15 protein-coding genes are annotated in these 15,901 nt (G+C 66.8%); 2 read left to right on the forward strand and 13 right to left on the reverse strand.

The genetic code is table 11. The features are described 5' to 3' along the window. The first annotated feature begins 15 nt into the window (after positions 1–15). Together ACTWPB_RS19620 and ACTWPB_RS19625 are read left to right on the forward strand one after the other, a co-directional pair. Positions 16–1,161 (forward strand): acyl-CoA dehydrogenase family protein, encoded by a 1,146-nt coding sequence (locus ACTWPB_RS19620; protein ID WP_446222046.1) that lies wholly within the window; start codon positions 16–18, stop codon positions 1,159–1,161. Positions 1,162–1,278: 117 nt separating this feature from the next. Then, positions 1,279–2,316, forward strand: a complete 1,038-nt coding sequence (locus tag ACTWPB_RS19625; RefSeq protein ID WP_446226419.1) for an alpha/beta hydrolase — start codon at positions 1,279–1,281, stop codon at positions 2,314–2,316. A gap of 87 nt (positions 2,317–2,403) precedes the next feature. Here ACTWPB_RS19625 and ACTWPB_RS19630 read toward each other — a convergent pair whose 3' ends face one another. From ACTWPB_RS19630 to ACTWPB_RS19690, 13 genes are all read right to left on the reverse strand, one after another. Next, on the reverse strand, positions 2,404–3,945 hold the full coding sequence (locus ACTWPB_RS19630; RefSeq protein WP_446222047.1) for a molybdopterin-dependent oxidoreductase: 1,542 nt from the start codon (positions 3,943–3,945) through the stop codon (positions 2,404–2,406). Between the two features lie 48 nt (positions 3,946–3,993). Next, a complete protein-coding gene (locus tag ACTWPB_RS19635; RefSeq protein WP_446222048.1) occupies positions 3,994–4,692 on the reverse strand; it encodes an anti-sigma factor in 699 nt (232 codons plus the stop codon). A 32-nt stretch (positions 4,693–4,724) separates the two neighbouring features. After that, positions 4,725–5,372, reverse strand: a complete 648-nt coding sequence (sigK, locus tag ACTWPB_RS19640) for an ECF RNA polymerase sigma factor SigK (protein WP_446222049.1) — start codon at positions 5,370–5,372, stop codon at positions 4,725–4,727. A 122-nt stretch (positions 5,373–5,494) separates the two neighbouring features. Then, positions 5,495–6,142: a fasciclin domain-containing protein gene (locus tag ACTWPB_RS19645; protein WP_446226420.1), complete on the reverse strand. Its 648-nt coding sequence runs from the start codon at positions 6,140–6,142 to the stop codon at positions 5,495–5,497. A gap of 132 nt (positions 6,143–6,274) precedes the next feature. Beyond that, a complete protein-coding gene (locus tag ACTWPB_RS19650; protein ID WP_446222050.1) occupies positions 6,275–6,976 on the reverse strand; it encodes a class I SAM-dependent methyltransferase in 702 nt (233 codons plus the stop codon). 127 nt (positions 6,977–7,103) lie between these two features. Beyond that, a complete protein-coding gene (locus ACTWPB_RS19655; RefSeq protein WP_446222051.1) occupies positions 7,104–8,360 on the reverse strand; it encodes a TetR/AcrR family transcriptional regulator in 1,257 nt (418 codons plus the stop codon). Between the two features lie 40 nt (positions 8,361–8,400). Then, the gene (locus ACTWPB_RS19660) at positions 8,401–9,045 is read right to left on the reverse strand and encodes a hypothetical protein (protein ID WP_446222052.1); all 645 of its coding nucleotides are present in this window, start codon (positions 9,043–9,045) and stop codon (positions 8,401–8,403) included. Positions 9,046–9,056: 11 nt separating this feature from the next. Then, positions 9,057–10,241: an MCE family protein gene (locus ACTWPB_RS19665; protein ID WP_446222053.1), complete on the reverse strand. Its 1,185-nt coding sequence runs from the start codon at positions 10,239–10,241 to the stop codon at positions 9,057–9,059. Beyond that, the gene (locus ACTWPB_RS19670; protein ID WP_446222054.1) at positions 10,238–11,350 is read right to left on the reverse strand and encodes an MCE family protein; all 1,113 of its coding nucleotides are present in this window, start codon (positions 11,348–11,350) and stop codon (positions 10,238–10,240) included. Before ACTWPB_RS19670 ends, ACTWPB_RS19665 begins: the two co-directional genes overlap by 4 nt. Next, complete coding sequence (locus tag ACTWPB_RS19675) at positions 11,347–12,441, reverse strand: MCE family protein (RefSeq protein WP_446222055.1); 1,095 nt, start codon at positions 12,439–12,441, stop codon at positions 11,347–11,349. The genes ACTWPB_RS19670 and ACTWPB_RS19675 overlap by 4 nt, the downstream gene beginning before the upstream one ends. Beyond that, the gene (locus ACTWPB_RS19680) at positions 12,441–13,448 is read right to left on the reverse strand and encodes an MCE family protein (RefSeq protein WP_446222056.1); all 1,008 of its coding nucleotides are present in this window, start codon (positions 13,446–13,448) and stop codon (positions 12,441–12,443) included. The genes ACTWPB_RS19675 and ACTWPB_RS19680 overlap by 1 nt, the downstream gene beginning before the upstream one ends. Next, positions 13,445–14,467 carry an MlaD family protein gene (locus ACTWPB_RS19685; RefSeq protein WP_446222057.1) on the reverse strand — a complete coding sequence of 341 codons (1,023 nt, stop codon included), beginning with the start codon at positions 14,465–14,467 and terminating at the stop codon, positions 13,445–13,447. The genes ACTWPB_RS19680 and ACTWPB_RS19685 overlap by 4 nt, the downstream gene beginning before the upstream one ends. Beyond that, complete coding sequence (locus ACTWPB_RS19690) at positions 14,464–15,894, reverse strand: MCE family protein (protein ID WP_446222058.1); 1,431 nt, start codon at positions 15,892–15,894, stop codon at positions 14,464–14,466. Before ACTWPB_RS19690 ends, ACTWPB_RS19685 begins: the two co-directional genes overlap by 4 nt. Between the last annotated feature and the right edge of the window lie 7 nt (positions 15,895–15,901).

The raw sequence follows: 15,901 nt of genomic DNA on the forward strand, positions 1-15,901 counted from the left end.
CGAGGAAAGAACAGTATGGGCGTCGAATTCAGCTCCGAACACAAGGATTTCGCCGCGGCTGTCGCCGCGTTCGCCAAGCGCGAAGCGGGCACCCGCGAACAGCGCGACGCGCTCACCGCCAACGACACCGAACAGCACAATCCGGATGTCTACGCGAAAATGGCCGAGCTCGGCTGGCTCGGCCTGACGGTGCCGGAGGAATACGGCGGTTCGGCGGCCACGATGGTCGACATGTGCATTCTCCTGGAGGAGTCACTGCGCGGCATGCTCCCGATCGGGGCGATCGGGCCGACCCTCATCACCGGTGGCGCCTACGCCGAATTCGGCACCGAAGCGCAGAAGGACACGGTGCTGCGCGGCATTGTTCGCGGTGCGTCCCAGTCGATTTCGATGTCGGAACCCGAGGCGGGCTCGGATGTGGGCAACCTGTCGACCAAAGCGGTGAAGACCGCCGACGGCTGGCTGATCAACGGCCAGAAGACCTGGTGTTCCAACGCCCACATCTCCGAGAACATCCTGCTCGTTGCCCGCACCTCGAAAGACGGCGGAAAACACGAGGGGCTCACCATGTTCCACGTACCCGCGGGCACCCCTGGTCTGCAGATCACCCCGATCGAGCTGATGGGTAACCAGAAGGAGACCAACGACCTCTACTTCACCGACTGTCTGCTCCCCGAAGACGCGGTGGTCGGCGAGGAGGGAAACGGCTGGCGTCAATTGATGACCGGCCTCAACGTCGAACGACTCATCCTCGCCGCGATGAGCTTGGGCGCCGCCGAACGCGCTTTCGAGGACACCCTTCAATTCGTCACTCAGCGTCAGCAATTCGGTCGCCCGGTCGGCACCTTCCAGTCCCTGCGTCACCGGCTGGCCGACCTCGCCACCGAGATCGAATGCACCAAGCTGCTGATCTACAGCGTGGCGCGCGAGGCCGATGCCAACCCGAACAAGATGCTGGCCAGGGAGGCGTCGATGGCCAAGCTCAAGGCCACCGAAACCAGCAAGCGGGTGGCACTGGAAGGCATGCAGATGATGGGCGGCTACGGCTACGCTCGCGAATTCGACATGGAAAAGCACGTCCGTGGGGCCCTGGTCTCCACCATCTTCGGCGGCACCAGCGAAATCCAGCGCGACATCATCGGCCGGACCCTCGGACTCTGACAGCGGTTGACCAAACCGCGGGAAGGGGCAGGCCGAACTTCTCTTCATGCCTCACGCACGGCCGTGGGGTGACCCGCACTGCCTCCACACAGTGCTACCGGTAGATGAGAGGTTCCCATTGTGAGAAGAACACGGCGATCGATCCGTACGGCGACGGCGCACAGCGCGCTGGTGGGCGCGTTGGCCTTCACCGGGCTGGCGCTGCCCGCCGGTGTCGCGGCCGCCGAGCCCGAGACCGCGCGTGTGGTCTCGGCAGACGACATCGACGGCAGGCGCCAGCTGGTGACCGTCTTCTCCCCGGCGATGAACAAACCAATCCCGCTGCAGGTCATCCGGGCCGCCGACACCGCGAACCCGCGGCCGACGATGTATCTGCTCAACGGTTCCCAAGGCGGCCCGAACGAGAGCGGATGGGACGCGCAGACCGATGCCGTGGAGTTCCTCAGCGGCAAGGACGTCAATGTCGTGACCCCGGTCGGGGGTGCCAGCTCCTACTACACCGACTGGGTGCGCGACGACGCCGCGCTCGGCCGCAACAAATGGCAGACGTTCCTCAACGAGGAGTTGCCGTCGGTGATCGAGGGATTCCTCCGGGCCGATGGCAATCGCACCATAGTCGGTGTGTCGATGAGTGGCACCTCGGTGCTGAACCTGGCGATCGCCAAGCCGGGCTTCTGGAACAGCGTGGCCTCCTACAGCGGTTGCGCGCAGACTTCGGACCCCATCGGCCAGGAATTCGTTCGGATCACGGTCGAGAACTGGGGTGGTGGGCAGAGCATCGAGAACATGTGGGGGCCGCGCAACGGCCCGCTGTGGCGAGCCAACGATCCGCTCATCAACGCGGAAAAGTTGCGCGGCACCGAGGTCTACCTGAGCACCGGCTCCGGCCTGCCCGCCGCACCCCACGACACGCCCGCCGACAAACGCGTCCAGGAGGGCAGGATCCCGCTCCCGGTCCAGATCGCCCTCGGCGGCCCCATCGAAGCGGCGGTGCACTTCTGCACGATGAACCTCGCCAACCGCCTGCGCGAGCTGAACATCCCGGTCACGCTGGACGAACGACCCGTAGGCACCCACTCGTGGGGTTACTGGGAGGACGACCTGAAAACCTCGTGGCCGTTCCTGGCGCAGTCGGTCGGCAGCCGCACGAACTGAGTCCACTGCGCCGCTAGGCAAGCAACAACGAGTCCCGATGACCAGATCCGCGGTCATCGGGACTTCGTGTCTGTGCTGTGCCTCGGGTCAGCGCACCGTCACCACGCGGGAATGCCATCCGGTGGCACCATCGGGGAACGGTGTGGTCCGCAAGTCGGTCTGCACTGTGCCGGTGGCGTCGACGGCGCGCACTCGCAGCGCGTGCGTGCCGGGGGAGGCGTCCCACACCCAGGTCCATTGGCGCCAGGTGTCGATGGAGTACGCGGCGGCGAGCGTGGCCTGCTGCCAGGGGCCGTCATCGACCTGGACTTCCACGGCGGTGATACCACGGCCCTGTGCCCAGGCGACACCGGCGACGGTGACCGGTCCGGCGGGCAGTTTCGCGAACGCGGCGGGGACATCGATCCGCGACGCGGTCTTGATGGGCGCACGGTCGGCCCAGCCGCGTTCGGTCCAATACGCGGCGGCGCGGTCGAACCGGGTGAGTTCGAGGTCGACCACCCATTTGGTGGCCGAGACGTAGCCGTAGAGGCCGGGCACGATCATCCGTGCCGGGTAGCCATTGGCCACAGGGAGGGCGGCACCGTTCATCGCGACAGCGAGCAGCGCGTCAGGATTGTCGAGGATGGCGGCCAACGGGGTGCTCGCGGTGAATCCGTCGATACTGCGCGACAGGAGCATGTCGGCATCGTGAGCCGGGCCGGCTTCCCTCAGTAGATCACCGAGGCGGTAGCCCGTCCAGGTCGCGGTTCCGGCGAGGCCGCCGCCGACTTCGTTCGAGACGCAGGTGAGCGTGATGAGTGATTCGACGGCCTGCCGGGCGCTCAATTCGTCGAAGTCGAGCCGGATTTCGCGGTCCACCATCCCGTGGATACGCAGACGCCACCGGTCGCGGGTCAGCGACGGAAGCTGCAACGCGGTGTCGATGCGATAGAAATCCGCTGCCGGAGTGATGAATCGGGTCAAACCGGGAACCGCGAGATCCATCTCGGGCGCGACCGGCGCGATGGGATCGGCCACGCGTGGAAGCACGAAAGCCGCTCGGTCGGCACCGATATCGCGCAGTCGCGCACCGATGATCCGCCCCGCGGTGCCCGCCGCGGCGGCACCGGCAACCACCACTCCCAGCGCCAGCAGGAACCCGCGGCGGGTGGGCCCAGCCTGCCGACCGGCACCGGCCGGAACGAGGAAGAGTGCGCACAACGCCGCGATTCCCGCACACGTACCGATGACGGCGGGGATGGCGAATAGCTGCGTAGCGGTCGGCCTCGACAGCGCGAGAACCGCCACTGCCAGGCCGAGACCGCCCAGGCAGCAAGCTCCCAGCGCGAGCTTACGGCGGGCCACCTGGCCGATCAGCGCGGCCGCTGCCACCATGACCACACTCATCGTGATAGCCAGTGCCAGTTTGTCGTTCGTGCCGAACCAGCGAATGGCATTGTCCTTCAGCCACTTCGGCGTCAGGTCGACCACCGTCGCGCCGAGCACGAAGAACGGCGAGGAAGTCGGATCGAGGAAGACGGCCACGAGGTGGCCCACCCCGAGGACGACGGCGGCGGCGGCCGTAGTTGCGGCGGCCGCCGCCGTGCGGCTCATCGGCCGATGCGAGAACCCGATGCGGCGAATCATGCTGTCACTCCTGAAGTATCGAGTGCCGGCACGACCCGCCGGGGCGGGTCAGCCGACAGTCATGCTGACGATTACCGGTGGGGTAGGCGCTGGCGAGCCACCGGCGGGTTCGACGGTCATCGCGAGGGTGTCGGCGGAATCGACTGCGGTGACGATCGAGGCTGGACTATCCATCACCGCCAAGGACTTCGGTGAGCCCGCCGGTGGCACCAGCCATAGCTGGTAGGTGCGGTCGGTAGGCAGCGCGGGCAGATCACGGAACAACACCGCGGCGGCGCCGAGCTCTTTCGACTGAGAGACCGTCATGGTCCCGCCGCCGGGGACGGCGACCGAGGACTCGCGGCTGTCAGGCCGGTCGAGCACCTGTTGTGCGGTGACCGCTTTCGACCCCTCATCCGCGCGTTCGATCACCGCCGCGATGCCGACCCCGGCGCCGACAGCCACGATGGCCGCCGCCGCGACGGTCAACCACCGCACCTGCCAGCTCCGGCCGAGAGCGCCACGACGCGTGAGTGGATGCCTGCGCGAATCGTGTTGGTCCAAGGCCAGCATCAGCGCGGATTCCAGTCGCGCTGGCGGTGGCACCGAGTCGAACACGGTCAGCGCCGCGATCGTCTCCTGAATCCGGCGCACGGCGGCGTGAAACTCCTCCGCGCGGTCAGGTCCGGCAGCCAGGAGCCATTCGTCGAGAGCATGCCGCTGCTGTGGGGCCATCGCGTCCAGTGCGTACGGGTAAGCCTCATCCATCCATGACCAAGGGGTCCGCCGATCTGTCTCCCTCATCGGAAATTCCCTCCGGTCAAACAATTTTCGAGTCTCTTCAAGCCGTCTCTGATCCGGCTCTTCACCGTCGGCAACGGCACCGCCAAGGCCTCGGAGACCTCGACATAGGTGCGACCGCTGTAGTAAGCGAGGGCCACCGCCTCGCGTTGCAGTTCGGTCATGGTCTCCAGGCAATCCAGGACCGACTGTTCGTCGAGCCGCTGGATGACCTCCTCGGACACGATGTCGTGGTCGCAGCCGAGGTTGGCATGGCCGAAGACGAGGTCGCGGCTGGTGGCCGATTGCTCGGCTCGCACCCGGTCGACCGCGCGCCGATGCGTCAGCATCAGCAGCCAGCCGATCGGACTGGCCTTGGTTGCGTCGTAGTCCGGGGCCAGCGACCAGACCTGCAGGTACACCTCCTGGGCGATGTCCTCGGCGGCGCCGTGGTTGCGCACCACCCGTAGCGCGAGACCGAACACCCGGGAGCTGGTGGCACGGTAGAACTCGGCGAACGCCGCACGATCACCGGCCGCGACGTCGCCGAGCAGTGTTACCAGCCGGGCTTGGGCGGCGTGGTCGGGCTTGGCACCCGCCGGGCAAGCGGTCGCCGGATCGGCGACCGCTCGCAGTCGGATGGGTGAGGAGCCCGGCCGGTTCGTCATCGTGTGGTTCCTGCTCGCATCGGCATAAGAGGGACTTCGGCCAGCCCACACGTTCGGATGGGCGCCGCCGAGATATTTCTCGTCCGATGGTACGAGCGTCAGCGGCGCCATCATCGCCGGCATCAGGCTGCAGGCGGCATGAGCACGCTGTCGATCATGTACACGGTGGCGTTGGCCGTGCCAACGCCGCCACAGATCACGTTCGCGTCGCCGACCTTGATGGCGTTGCCCGAACCGCTCACCGTGACATCAGCGCCCTCGACTGTCTTGTGCGTGCCCGCGATGGACTGCGGGGCGATCTGGCCGGGAACCACGTGGTAGGTGAGGATCTTGGTGAGCGTGGCCGAGTCGGTCTTCAGCGACTCGATGGTGGCCGGATCGATCTTCGCGAAGGCGGAGTCGACGGGCGCGAAGACGGTGAACTGGCCGCCGTTGAGGGTGTCGACCAGGTTGACCTGGGGGTTGAGCTTGCCCGAGACCGCCGCCACGAGGGTGGTGAGCATCGGGTTGTTGGACGCGGCGGTGGCCACCGGGTCCTTGGCCATTCCGCTGACCGAGCCGGGACCGCTGGGAACCTGGGCGGCGTATTCCGCGCACCCAGGACCGACCAGGCCCGAAGCGGCGGCAGCGCCGGAGGTGGTTGGCGCCGAGGTCATCGGCGCGGAGGAGGTGGGTGCGGTGGTACTCGAGTCGTCGTCGGAACAGGCAGAGGCGCCGAGCACCGAGCTGAGGAGTACTGCCGTCATGAGGGCGCTGCGCATCGATCGCATGGTCTTTTTCGTCACTTCCGTCGAGGCGGCGGGAGCCGCACTGGTTTGGACGCAACGGAGTTCGGCTGGCACACCGCCTTGGATGGCCGTCGAACCGACTAATTTTTTCGCGCGGCCTCCCCGGCCCGGCGGTCAGGGCTTCGTGGCGACGACGAGGATGTTCTTACCGAAGAGTTTGCCCGTGCTGACCTGCACTATCTTGCTGAGCGGGAACAGCACTCGATCGTAGAACTTCAGTGCTCGCGTGTTGATCGTGCCGTCGTCGCTGCCGATGATCTTGTAGGCCAAGGTGGCGAAGAAGCCGATCGGGTCGCAGTAGCGCGACTCCACGATCTCCAGGCCGGCATTGCGCAGAATGCGCTCGAGCTGGGTCCGGCGGTAGCGCCGGTAGTGCCCGACCTTCGTGTCCATCGACGTGAACAGCATCTCGAGCGCGGGCACGTAGATCACCAGCGTCCCGCCCGGCCGCAACAGTGAGGTGAGGTGTTCCGACGCTTCCTGGTCGTTCTTGATGTGCTCGAAAACGTTGAAAGAATATATGAGACTGTACATTTCGGATTCGGTGGGTTCGGCCTCGCAATCGACGACTTTGTAGCCCTTCGACAGCAGCAATTTCTGCAGCTCGGCGTCGGGTTCGAGACAATCCGGGATGATCCGCCGCTCGGCCAGCATGTCGGCATAGGTGCCCCGACCAGCACCGAAGTCGAGTATGCGCAGATCCGGCGACGCGACATATTTATCCACACAGTCGATCAGAAACCTGTTGTAATTGACCGCTTCGGTCATCGCCTCCAGGTTGTCGCACCCGGTGTACGCGAATTCGCTGCTGGTCATGCTTGATCCCCTCAATTCATCGATGGGCGGCAATGGCGGCCAGCGTAGTCCGGCTACATTGCGGTGCCACGACATCGGGGATAATGACCGCGCCGCGCGCGCCGATCCGGCATGGAGGGTGTGTGCGTCAGCAGGGCAGCGGCTGACCGAGGGTGATGGTCTGCAGCAGGCGGATCACGGTGTCCTGCGGGCAGATTCCGTCATCGCCGAAGGTTCGGCCGAGGTCGACCACCAGGCTGAACGCGGCGTGCACGAGGATTCTGGCCTCGCTGATCGACAGCTCCGGCCTGGCCTGCGCCACGAGTTTGGCCCATTCGGTGATGATCAGCTGCTGCAGGTGGCGCAGGGTCACCTGATCGGCCGGGTCCACGTGGGTGAATTCGGCGTAGTAGACGAAGGTCAGCGCCCGTTCGTCGAAGGACCCGGTGACATAGAGGTCGATCAGTGTCCCCAGCGCCTCGGCGGGGGTGTCGGCGGCGGTCACCGCGGGGGTGATCGCCCCGGACACCCGGTCGGCCGCGCGCCGGAACGCCGCGGCGAGCAGGTCGCTCTTGCTGCGGTAGTAGCGATACACGGCCGAGGCGGCCGACAGGTCCGCCGCGACGGCGATGTCTTCCATGCTGACGTTCGGATAGCCACGCTCGTGGAACAGCTCCACCGCCTTGCGCAGCAAGAGCTCATGTTTGAACGGCTCCGGCCGCTCGGCGGCCCGCCGAACCAGCGCGGCACTACGCTCACCCGGCAGATCGGCGTCGATCAATGCCCACGCGGTCGCTTTGAGCAGCGGGGCAAGCGCTTTCGCCGAGACGGTCGCGTGGTGGTCGCCGATGCTGCTGATCACCGCGTACAGCGATACGGCGCGGACCACGCGGTCGTAGCCGTCGAGTTCGGGACGCACGTCATGAATGAGGCCACGCACCGCGGCGATCGCGGTGGTGAACTGCTCGGTGAATTCGGTGAAGTCGGCGGGCTCGAGGTAGCGGCGCTCCCACCGGGCCAGCGCGACGGTCGGGCGGTTGGTGATGGTCAGCGCGATGATCGCGTCCAGAACATGATCGAGGCGCTGGCGCGGCGACCAGCCGGCAGCTTCGTCGGGCAGTTCTACGGCGCTGCGCGCCAGCCCGGACAATCGCAGCAGTTCCTCCCGGAACAGCGCGTACTTGCTCGGAAAATGGCGGTAGAGGGCGGTGGAACTGATCTCGAGCCTGCGGGCGATGTCGTCCATGCTGACGCCGTGATATCCGTGCGCGCCGAACGCGGCAGCCGATTCCGCCGCGATCTGCGCACGCCGGTTCTTCGGCCTGCGCTTGACCACCCGTGGTGGCGCGTCCGCTGTCGATTGTGCCGCGTGTTCGTTCGTCGTCCTGCCCATCTCGTCTGTCATGTTATCGCTCGATAACCGCGGGCCAGCTCACCGGATTCGCTCACTGGGCAGGCGCCGTCGGCGTCGGCGAATTCACCTTCTCGACGAGCCACCGGCCGTCGTCGGCGCGCAGGCTCAGCACCATCGAGAGCTGGCCGGGCTTGGGTTTGTGCTGGGTTCCCAGGCTGGTGATGGTCTGGCGGATCACCACGATCGCCTCGGCGGAGTTCGCGTCGGCGGTGCGGATCGCGCACTGGGTGTCGGTGACCGCGGAGGTGACTTCGCCCTGGGTGAGTACCTCACGCAACTCGGTGCTGGTCGACTCGAACTGCTTCTTCCACTCACCGGTCGAGCCGTCGAGCACCGCCGCGAAGTACGTGTCGAGGTTCTTGCTGTCGTAGTCGGCCAGCACCGGTCCGTACTGGCAGGCGGCCGCGCGTGCCTGTTCCTGGGCTCGCAAGAGGTCCTTGTTGTGCTGGTTCTGCACGAAGAACACGACCGAGGTCGCCAGCGAGGCGCACAGGATCACCGCAACGCCGACGCGCGCGACGACAGCGGCCCTGCGTCCCCGCGACCACGACTCCTGGCGGTCGGTGGTCGCAGCTGATTCCGTAGCCGGTGGTTCGGCGGTCGGCGTCGCCTCGGTAGTCGGGTCCACCGTGGTCGCGCCGGAATCGGTGATCGGTTCGTTCTCGTCACTGGTCATGATGGAACTCCTCAACGTGGTGCGGGGACGGCGGGCTGGGACAGTTCGTTGCCGGTGACGCCGGGCGGTGGCCCCGCGCCGTTGTCGGGCCCGGCAGGGCGCGGCGCATTGGCCGAACCACGCACCTGCAAAGCCGGATTGGAGGTCACGCAGTAGTTGTAGAGGCGCACCCTGGTGTCGGTGGTCTCGGTGGTCGGCAGCACGGGAACGGTGTCGTAGTCACACGTCGGCCGTGGCCACGGGTCGATGAGGGTGAAGAACCCACCGTCGTGTGCCGGGACGCCGAGCGCTTCGGCGAAGCGGCTCAGCGACGGGAACAGTGCCTCGAGCGCTGGTTGCCGGAGCTTGGCGGCTGTGGTGATGGCGACGAAGTTCGTCACCAGATCGGTGATCGGATCGTGGGTGCGCGAGACGAATCCGCCCAGCGTCGCCAACTGACCCGGGCCCTGTTCCAATAGGTGCCGTACCTCGGTGTCGGCGGCGGTGAACTGCCGGAACAGGGCGGTGCCCGACGCGGTGAGCGTGCTCAGGTCCGGTTGCGCGTGCGAGGTCGTCTGGGCGATGACCTCGAGATTGCGAAGCAACTGCTGCGTCTGTGGCAGTAGCTCGGTGAGCCCGGCCATTGCCCTGCTGATCCCGGAGATCATGTTGCGCAACCGATCCGGGCCCCCGGCGAGGGCCTTGTCGAGTTCGTCGACGATCACCGTGAGCCGGTCGGGATTCATTCCGCCGACCAGACCGCTCATGTTCGCCAGTACCGATTGCATCGGCACCGGCACCGAGGTCTGCGCGCGCTCGACGACCGAACCGTCGCGCAGATAGGGCCCGCTCCCGGAGACGGGACGGAAGTCCAGGTACTGCTCGCCCGCCGCGGACAACCGGTTGACGGCGACCGTGCCACCCACCGGAATCCTTGTGCCCCCGTCGATCTCGGCCACCGCCGCGACGCCGTCACCGGACACGCGGACCGCGCCGACCCGGCCGACCCGCCAGCCACGGAAAGTGACGTCGCTGCCGGTGGTCAATCCGCCGGAGGTCGCCAACTCCACGGTGACCACATACTGCGAACGGCTCGGATCGATCCGCAGCACCGCGCCGCCCAGATACAGGCTGCCGAGGACGAGAACGACCACGAGCCCGGCGTTGGCGACGGCGACCCGCCTGCGCACCAGCCACTGCCACAGCGGTGAATTCATCGCGGACCCTCCTGCGGTGCGGGTTGCGGGATGCTGGTCACGCGACCGAACACCTTCGCGAGAACCTCGGCGAGACTGCCGAGGAACGCGGGCACATCGCCCACTTCGGGCCAGCGGCTGCCCGACGGGTCGGTGAGTGCGCCGATGTCGAGATGGGACACCGTCGCCGCGACCGCCAGCGTGGGGCCCTGCAGGCTGGCCATCAGCGAGGGATAGAGCGTGTGCAGACCCTCGAGGGTGCCGGTGAGGTCATCGCCCATCAGGGTGAATCCCGACATCAGGTTCTGCACGCTCTGGAACAGGCTCACGAACTGCGGCCCATTGCTCGTGCTGAAGTCGCCGAGCGCGTCCATGGTGACCGCTACCTTGCCGATCAGGTCGACGATCGACTGGTTGTTTTCCGCGACCAGGCCGATCAGCTGCGGAAAGCTGTCGGCGACGGCGCCGAGTTCGGCCTTGCGGCCCGCGAGCTCGGAGGTGAGCACCTGCAAGCCGTGCAGGGTGGCGTCGAGGTCGCCGGTGCGCTGGTTGAGCGCGCCGATGACGTCGGTCATCTCGGTGATCAGGTGGCGCAGGTGCGGTGCGTGCCCGGCGAAGATCGAATCGAGTTCGGAGGTGATCCGCGCGGCCTGGTTGATGCCGCCACCGTTGATCAGCATCGAAATCGACATCATCAGCTGTTCCACCGAGGCAGCGGAGCCGGTGTGCTCGATGCCGATCGTCTCGCCTGCCCGCAGCGGGGCGCCCGCGTCCGCGTCGGTAGGCAGGGTCATCGCGACGAAGATGTCGCCGAGCGGGGTGGCCTGACGCAGTTCGGCGGTGGTGCCGCGCGGCAGCTGGATGTCCTCGCGGATCAGCATTTCGATGTCGGCCAGGAACGAGGTGGTCGAAATGTCGGTCACCACACCGATATCGGTGCCGCCGATCTTTACCTGGGCGCGGTCCGGCAGGTTCAGTGCGTCGCGGAAAGTGGCGTGCAGGGTGTAACCGGGGCCGCCGATACCGGGTTCGGGCATCGGCAGCTCCCGGACCGTGAGCGAGCAGGCGGTGCTCGCCGACACGACAACCGCGGCGCAGGCAGTGGCGGAAACGGCTGTGCGCAGGTTCATTCCGTGATTCCCAACAGTGCGGCGGTGAGCCCGAAGTCCGGGCCGAAGTCGGCGATCTTGCCGGTGCGGCAGCCGTCGAGGCGCATCTGGACGCGTTCGCAGAACAGCGACAGTGCCTCGCCGTCGAGCACCGCCTTGTCGAGCAGTCCGTGCAGGCGCAGCGCTTGGCGTTCCCGGCTCATCGCGTTGTCGATGTTGTCGAAGAACAGCGGTCCGACGTCGATGATCTCGGTGAGTCCGCGCGCGTTGGCCCGCATCTGGGCGGCGATGGCGACGAACTTGGTGAGCGCGCCCGCCAGCTGATCCTGGTTCTGGCCGACTACCGAGGAGGTGTTGGTGACGAAGTCGTCGAGCTGGGCCAGCACGGCCTGCACACCGGGCGCCTGCGCGCCGAGCAGGGCCACCAGTTCGGTGATCCGGCCGCTGAAATCGCGGACGGTCTGGTCGTTTTCGGCGATGATCTGGGTGATTTCGTTGAGCCGCACCACCGTGTTCGCGATCTGGTCGGAGTTGGCGAAGGTCACCTCGAAGGCCGACGACAGTGCGTCGAGGGTTTCGCGGAGCCGGTCGCCGTTGCCGTCGAGCAGCGGGAACAGCACCCGACTCGCCATCGGGCCCGCCTCGCTGTCACCTTTGAGCGCGGCGCCGAGCTGGTCGAAGTTCTCCAGGATGCGGTCGAGTTCGACGGGAGTTCTGGTGCGCGCCAACGGAAGATGCGCACCGTCGGCCAGTTCGGGGCCGGACCCGGTGTAGGCGGGCGCCAGCTCCACATGCCGGTTGGTGATCAGCTGCGGTGAGATCAGCGCGGCCATCGCGTCAGCCGGGATCCGCACGTAGCCCTTGACCGACATCACCACCTCGACGTAGCTGCCACGCGGCGTCACCGATTCGACGACCCCCACCGGAACGCCGAGCACCGCCACCTCGTTGCCCACATAGAGCCCGGCCACACTCTCGAAATCCGCGCTGATGCGCTTGTTCTCGCCGAAATACCGGTCGCCGAGACTCGACATACTGCTCGGCAGCAGCGAACAGCCCGAGGCGACAACGGCGGCCACGCACAGCGCCGCCAGTTTCATTCTGCTTCTCATCAGTTGCACCCCTGTACGGCCTGCGCGAAGCACAGCCAGTTGTCCGGAAAGACCCACGGAGCCCAGACCTCGCCATAAGGTCCGTTGCCGACCACGTTGTTGAACTGGCGCAGGGTGACCGGGGCGATCTCGTAGATCCGGTCCAGGTTCTCCTTGTTCTCGGTCAGGCCGTCGGCCATGGTGTCGAGATTGGCGATCAGCGGCCCGAGCTCGCCGTTGTTCTCGATACCCATGTCCTGCAACAGCTTCGACAGCGCTGCGACATTGTCGAGGAGCTGGGTGAGCAGCGTCTGCCTGGTCTGGACCGCGGCCCCGATCGCCTCACCGCGGGTGAGCAACACGAGCACGCTGTTGCGGTTGTCGGACACGAGTTGGGAAACCTGGTCCATGCTCTCGAGCAGCAGGTCGACTTCGTCGCGGCGGGCGTTGATCACCTGGGCGAGTGCGCCGATGCTGTCCAGTGCCTGCACGGCCATCGCGGGGGACTCGCCCATCTGCTGGTCGAGCAGGTCGAGCGCGGTCCGTAACTTGCTCGGGTCGAGGCGCTCGATCCGTTCGAACGACGACGTGTACTGCGGGTCCTGGATCACCTTGCTCAGGTTGTAGGGCACCGAGGTGTTCTCGACGGTGATCCGGTCGCCGCTGAGCGGGGTGCCCTTGCCCGGCTTCAGGTCGATGTGCAGCCTGCCGAGGATGGTCGACATCTTGATCGCCGCCTTGGCGTCGGCACCCAGTCGCAGGTCACGGCGCACGGCCAAGGTCACGTCGACCCGATCGTCGACGAGCTCGACCGCGCGCACCGCCCCGACCTCGATCCCGGAGATATCGACGGTGGCACCCGGCCGTAACCCGGCGGCCTGGGCGAACTCGGCGTGAATCGTCTTGTCGCCCAGGCGGAGCTGGGCCAGCAGGCTGGAGCCGCCGAGCAGCACCGCCACCGCGAGCACCGCGGCCAGCCCGAGGCGCAGGGTGCGGTTGTCGCGCGGGAACCCGAGCTTGCCCATCATCGGCACACCCCCGACTGCGATTCGCCGCCGACCTGGGAGAACAAGCCCGGCGGCAACACCACGTTCCACAGCGAGACGTCGAGTCGGCAGATATAGGCGTTGCCGTAGGTGCCGTAGCTGGTGAATCGGGCGAGACCGTTGAGGAAGTCGGGAAATTCCACGGCGGCGCGGTCGAGCGCGGCGCCGTTGTAGAGCAGCATCATCACGCCCTCGGTGGCGGTGCGCTGCGCCTCGCTCATGCCCGGTTTCACCTGGCCGATGAGGGTGACAAGGGAGTCGGTGGCCCCTGCCACCCGGTCGACGGAGCTCTTCAATGTCTGTCCTTGCGCGTAGAGCCCGTCCATCAGGCTGCGGGTCTGGGTGATCAGGGTTTCCAGTTCGCCGCTGCGGTTGGCCAGACCCGACATCACGGCGCTGAGGTTGCCGAGTACGTCGCCGAGGATCTCGTCGCGCCGGCCGAAGGTGTTCGCCAGCTCTGCCGCCTGGGTGATCAACGCGGACAGCGAGACCTCGTTGCCCTGTAGTGCCTGGATGAGCGTTTCCGACAGCGAATTGATCTGGTCGGGTTGCAGCACACTGAACAGCGGCTCGAAGCCCGACAGCAGCGAGGACACGTCGAAGGACGGCTCGGTGCGGGTGAGTGGAATCTGTGCCCCCGGCGGCACGGTCACGCCGGCGTCCTCGCCCGCGGCGAGGGCGATATAGCGCTGACCGATCAGATTCTGGTAGCGGACAAGCGCTTTCGTCGTATCGGTGAGATGCTGGCGCGCCTCGATCCGGAAGTCGACGCGGGCGGTGTAGTCGTCGGTGAAATCGATCTTGTCGATGCGGCCGACCCGGACCCCGGCCATCCGGACGTCATCACCCACGCGCAGCCCGAGCACATCGGTGAACAGTGCCGAGTAGCTGTGGGTACTGCCCGGCACACTGCGCTGCAGCGTCGACCAGACGGTATAGGTGAGCGTGACAGTGAGGGCGACGAACAAGCTGAACCCGATGAGCGCTTTCGTCGATGTCATGGCGCGCCACTTTCGGTGTCGGGGACGAGGGGGACATTGCCCAGGATCGAACCGAGCAGCAGCAGCTGGGTCACCGTGGGCCGCCCGCCGACCAGCGCCGCCACCGCGGCATGTCCTCGCAGTGAGATCGGTGTCGCCGCACCGGTATTCGGCAGCGGCGCGGCGGCCGGTGCGGTTATTCCGGGGATGGCGGGTAGCCCGGGAATCGACGGCAGTCCCGGAAGCGCGGGCAGGCCGGGGATCGTAGGTGCGGTGGGTAGGCCGCCGACGATGCCGGGAATCTCCACGATCGGCGCCGGACCGGCCGCCTCGACGCGCCGCGGGATCTGCTGGGCCGGATACTCCTGCGGCGGTGCGACTTCCGGCACCGTCGGCCCACCGCAGCGCGGCCCGGACATGTCGCCGTAGCGCGGACAATCCGCCGCGGTGTACTGCTGGAACGGAGTGAACGAAACGTCCATTTTCCACACCATCTGCTTGCGCGGCCCGAAGTGGAACACCTGCTGCAGTTTGTGCAGCGAGACATTGAGATTGGCCGCGGCGGACTGCAGGGCGCCGGGATCCTTGGCCATCGCGCCGAACACGGTGTCCAGCCCTGACACCAGCTCCTTGCCCGAATTCGGGTTGGCGGCGAACAGGCTGTTCACCGCTTCGACGGTGGAGTTGCCTTCGGCGAGCAGCGCGACCAGCTGGGTGCGGTGCTCGTTGAGGGTGTTCGCGGCGGTCAATGAATCGCCGAGCATCCCGACCAGTTCGGGCGCGGACTGGCTCAGCGCCATCGACGCACGGCCGAGATTGCCCAGTAGACCACCGATCTCGGGAATCCGGTGCACCTCGGTGAGCCAGGTATCGAGGCGCTCGATGGTACTGCCGGGGACCCGCGCGTTGCCGTCGAGCGCGGCGGCCAGCGTCGCCAGCACCCGGCCGAGTTTCTCCGGCTGGATGGTGGTGAGCACATCGCGCAGGGTGTTCAGCGTGGTCTGCAACTGAATGGTCGCCGAGCTGGTGTCCTCGCCGATGGTGGCGCCCGCCCGCAGCGTGGTGGCGGCCGCGCCGTTGTCGACCAGCTGGATCGAGGTGACACCGAAGATATTGTCGGGGATCACCCGCGCGGTGACGGTGTCCGGAATCGTCTCGGCGATACCGGGTTTCAGCTCGAGGGTGGCGTGCTGGAGCCTGCCCTTGGCGACCATGTCGACGGCCGAGACCGCCCCAACGATCATTCCCCGGTACTTGACGTCGGCGCGCTGGGGCAGGCCGTCGCCGGTGCTGGTCAGTTCGGCGCCGACCACCACCGTGTCTTCGAACTCGCCGTTGTAGCGCATCGCGAGCAGATACAGCGCGACGGCGACAGTGAGGGCCACGGCCAGGCCCGCGAGGGTGAGCTGGAGCGGTTTGGGTCCGCGGCCACTGGGATCGAGCATCATCGAGGCG

This window comes from Nocardia sp. IBHARD005 (genome assembly GCF_052814245.1).